This is a genomic window from Reyranella sp., from assembly GCF_004297405.1.
In the GTDB taxonomy this organism is placed as follows: Bacteria; Pseudomonadota; Alphaproteobacteria; order Reyranellales; family Reyranellaceae; genus Reyranella.
Map to the genome: position 1 here is coordinate 1 of NZ_SCVC01000016.1, position 3755 is coordinate 3755.

6 protein-coding genes and 1 pseudogene are annotated in these 3755 nt (G+C 62.0%); 2 read left to right on the forward strand and 5 right to left on the reverse strand.

Annotation, left to right across the window (positions count from 1 at the left end):
- A partial coding sequence (locus EPO50_RS13180; protein WP_296344701.1) for an alpha/beta hydrolase-fold protein occupies window positions 1-525 on the forward strand: 525 nt, incomplete at its 5' end.
- A 15-nt stretch (window positions 526-540) separates the two neighbouring features.
- Here the strand turns inward: EPO50_RS13180 and EPO50_RS13185 are convergent.
- The 3 genes from EPO50_RS13185 to EPO50_RS13195 form a co-directional block, all read right to left on the reverse strand.
- Window positions 541-1092, reverse strand: a complete 552-nt coding sequence (locus EPO50_RS13185; RefSeq protein ID WP_296344703.1) for a C40 family peptidase — start codon at window positions 1090-1092, stop codon at window positions 541-543.
- 575 nt (window positions 1093-1667) lie between these two features.
- Window positions 1668-1973, reverse strand: a complete 306-nt coding sequence (locus tag EPO50_RS13190; protein WP_296344705.1) for a hypothetical protein — start codon at window positions 1971-1973, stop codon at window positions 1668-1670.
- Window positions 1974-2200: 227 nt separating this feature from the next.
- The gene (locus EPO50_RS13195; RefSeq protein ID WP_296344707.1) at window positions 2201-2395 is read right to left on the reverse strand and encodes a hypothetical protein; all 195 of its coding nucleotides are present in this window, start codon (window positions 2393-2395) and stop codon (window positions 2201-2203) included.
- 244 nt (window positions 2396-2639) lie between these two features.
- Here EPO50_RS13195 and EPO50_RS13200 point away from each other — a divergent pair, with 244 nt between their 5' ends.
- A complete protein-coding gene (locus tag EPO50_RS13200) occupies window positions 2640-2777 on the forward strand; it encodes a hypothetical protein (protein ID WP_296344709.1) in 138 nt (45 codons plus the stop codon).
- A gap of 29 nt (window positions 2778-2806) precedes the next feature.
- Here the strand turns inward: EPO50_RS13200 and EPO50_RS31535 are convergent.
- Window positions 2807-2917: pseudogene (locus EPO50_RS31535) on the reverse strand (hypothetical protein); the annotation flags it as partial.
- Between the two features lie 253 nt (window positions 2918-3170).
- On the reverse strand, window positions 3171-3431 hold the full coding sequence (locus EPO50_RS31540) for a glucoamylase family protein (RefSeq protein WP_367268043.1): 261 nt from the start codon (window positions 3429-3431) through the stop codon (window positions 3171-3173).
- Window positions 3432-3755: the final 324 nt, after the last annotated feature.

Sequence of the window (3755 nt, forward strand, 5' to 3'; positions counted from 1 at the left end):
GACGCGGAAGCGGAGCCGTGGCGGCGGAACTATCGCATGTATTCCTACGTGACGCGGGAGCTTCCGGCGCTCGTCGAGGCCAACTTCCCGGTCGACGCGGTTCGGCGCGGCGTGTTCGGCCATTCGATGGGGGGACATGGAGCGCTGGTGATCGCGCTCAAGAATCCGCTGGCCTATCGGTCGGCCTCGGCCTTCGCGCCGATCTGTAATCCCGTCGATGTGCCGTGGGGCGAGAAGGCGTTCGGTAATTATCTTGGCCCGGATCGTTCGCGCTGGACGGAGTGGGATGCCAGTGAACTGCTGAAGCGGGGGAGTCGCTTTCCGAGTTCTCTCCTCGTCGATCAGGGGTTGAAGGACCAGTTCCTCACGACGCAGCTCCGGCCCGATTCCCTCGAAGCGGCCGCCACAAGCTCAGGCCAGGAGTTGGTCTTGCGGCGACACGAGGGCTACGACCACTCGTACTGGTTCATCCAGAGCTTCGTCGAGGACCACCTCAAATGGCACGCCGATAGACTCTGCGTGTGAGGGACTTCGGCGCCGCTACTGCGGCGACAACCTCACCGCCGTCATGTAGCGCGTCCGGTAGTAGTCGGCGTCCAGGTTCGTCACCATGACGGGCGAGCCGCTATGCGTGGCATGAACGAACTGGTTGTTGCCAGCATAGATCCCGATATGGGTGAAGGTGCCGCGGTGACCGAAGAGGACGAGGTCTCCCCGCTTGAGGTCGCTACGTGCGACGGGCGTGCCCTCGCGCACCATGTCGTGCGGCATGCGCGGGATCCTTTGTCCGAAGACCGCGCCATAGAGGTAGTAAACGAAACCGCTGCAGTCGAAGCCCGTCTTCGGCGAGGTGCCGCCGTAGCGATAGGGCGTGCCCAGATAGTTCATGGCGCGCGAGACCAGGCGATCACCCCATTCGTTTCCGACGTTGCGCGTAGAGGCTGAGGTGGCAGGGGGAACAGCGTATGACGCCTGGACCGCAGCGGGCGCTGCCTGGTTGAATCCGGAGAAGGCGGCATTGTCCTGTTGCCATTTGGCATTGAGCTGATCGGCCATTTGGTCCGTCGGATCGGCCTTGGCGACGGGCTTCATTTTCGACTTCGCGGGCGCTTTGACCTGAGCGCTTGCGGGAGAAAGGACGCCGATCGCCCCAAACAGGGTCAGGATGGCCAGAACCGTAACTGAAAAAGCTGTCGCCTTGAGAATTGCTTGTACGTTTGAGGAGGTGCCGCGCCCGTTTCTCAAAGCCATGAACTCAATTCCCCTTCAAACCAATGCCAAGCGGCCAGCAGCCTGACCTCATACTGGAGAAGGGTGACGTTCCCGTCCAACAAATGTTGCAAATTTGCCACAATGGTCGCAGGTGGGATAATGCTTTGATTTGTCTTGTTTTTCCCACTGCGGTGGCATTGTGGGCGGCATCGGCATACTTCCGAAACCTTACTTTCCGGCATTAGCGGCGAATCCCCATCTCCAGATTCGAAAGCCCTACCCAAGAAACAGGGAATTCCAAACATGCGATCAGGGATTGCAAGCGCCATTGCAGGGATGTGTGAACAATGGAGCGGGGACAGGCCACTTGGTGGGCAGCCGGCGCCACTAAATGGATCGCGTGACTTGCTGGCTTGCCATCAAGCCTCCATCGACCGGCCGCGCGCGACGGCGGCCTACGTCACGGACGAGACCGCCGTCAGCCGGTCGAAGTCCTGAAGCACGGCGGCAATCAACGTCCTCGTTCGGGCGTCGCCGCCGGTCGTGGTGGCGGCGTAGCGGCCGAGCAGGTAGCGTGCCTTGTCCGCGGCCTCCAGCCAACTCTCGGCCGGACGCGCCAGCAGTTGGCGCTCCACCTCTTCCTGGCGTTTACGCAGCGCCTCCTCATTGGCTTCGACATCCGATACCAAGCGACGCAGTTCGGTCGCGTGCTGTGAGGCCAGCCCGCGGCGCTGATCCAGATCGATCGTCCTGTCGGTCATGACTCTGTGTCCTCAGCCGTTCGCCAATCTCTACCCGAGCGGCGTTCGCAGCAGCGCATATCCAGCGATGAGCAGGATGAGGAAGATCGGAAACAGGATAGGTGGGTCGTACCAGTTCCAACTTTTCATTGAGGTACTTCGCTCGTTGGCGTGGCTCCTGCCACGGCTTGGCTGCGCTAGGGTTGGTGGCGGAACCTCGTGTCCGCCGGCACGTCGCAAGACGGTCGCTAGCGCAAGGCGAACAGGTTCAGCCCCGACGAGCCGACGGTGAGAAATGTGCCGATCCCCGCGAGGATCAGCACGGCGATGCCGGTGTCCTTGGCGAGTGTGAGGGCCGAGCGAAGGCGTTGGCGGGCAACTTCCTTTTCAAAGGCGAGCCGGAGCGCCTGGTCACGGAGACCCTTGGCTGAGTCGGTTGTCATAGAAGGCCCTCTCCGATTGGAGAAATGGGCACCATCTGGCTGTACGCAGGGCCACCGACACGCCGTTTGGCTAAAGCGGTGTGGAGTGCCCGCCGAGCGGACGGGCCGTGTTGCTTCCCTGAACATGGGGGCTTCCGGCCAGGGTTACAATGGGCGGCACGGTCTCGAGAAAGCGTGTATGGTCCATCCATCGGCCCGACGGTCCGCGGATGTCCCGCGCTCCGACGCCGAGAGCCATCCCCCAATGTCCATGAAGAATCGTCGCGGCAATCGCGAAGCGAAGAAACCTAAGCAAAACAAACCTAAAGTGGCCGTGTCGGCCTCTCCCTATGCAGCCGTGTCGTCAAATCCAGCCAAAGCTGCTGCCGCCAAGCGCAAGTAGGTACCGAGTTGACGTCGCGGGATGCGGCGTCACTCCACCCCCAGCGAACGATCGGGTCGCACACCGCACGGTTGATGCGTGGCGGACCAGACTGCGCCAGTTTCGATGCCGCACAAGAAGATGTAGCTGCCGTAATCGTCGCGTGTCGTGTCCTCGCGCCATCGCGTTACGGCGTGACTACCCCATTGGCTGTAGCCCGAAACCTGCGGCCGTCAGCATGACCGAATAGCGTCCGTTCGACAGTAAGTGAACGGAGGGGCTGGCAGCGTGCGGGCGGCGCACGACCGCTGGTTCGAGTTCACCCGTCAGGGCACCAGCGCTGACTTCCTCGGCACGCGGATGGGCGACCGCGACGTCGCGCGGCGCTCGTTCCTGAAGCAGAAGTTCAGTCGCCTAAACCTTGGGTTCATGATGGAAGCGCGAACGCATCACGCCATCGAGCAGGGCGTTGGCAATGGCGACAACGACCATGCCCTGGTGGTGGGCCATATAGGCACGCACAATTGCCTGGAACTCTCCATCCGGCAGACGCGACGGCGTAAAGTCGATCGCCTCGTAGAACCCATAACGAGCACGTGCGCTCCAGGCGGTCCAGCCGCTTGAAATTGGCGATGGCGGCTGCAGGATCGACCATGGCGGCGAGTGCGGTTGCATAGGGAGCAATGACGATGTTCTCGCTCAAGCCCCGCTTGAAGCCGAGCCCCGGCACGCCGAAGTTGGAGTATTGATAGGTGCCCAACGCCAGGTCGACATGCTGATGGATGGCCGCAACCTCACTTGATGACAGGATCACACGCGCTCGGCAGCGAGTACCTTCAGGTGGTTGAGCCGAGCCAGCGGGCAGTCGGCACGCGCGATCGGTCGAGACTTGCCTGGACCGTGGCGAGCTTTCAAACTGCGACCCTGCGGACGGTTTCGCCCGCCATTCGATCGTTACGGAGCTGCGCGATTGACTCAAGATCGCGTCGGATCATCCAT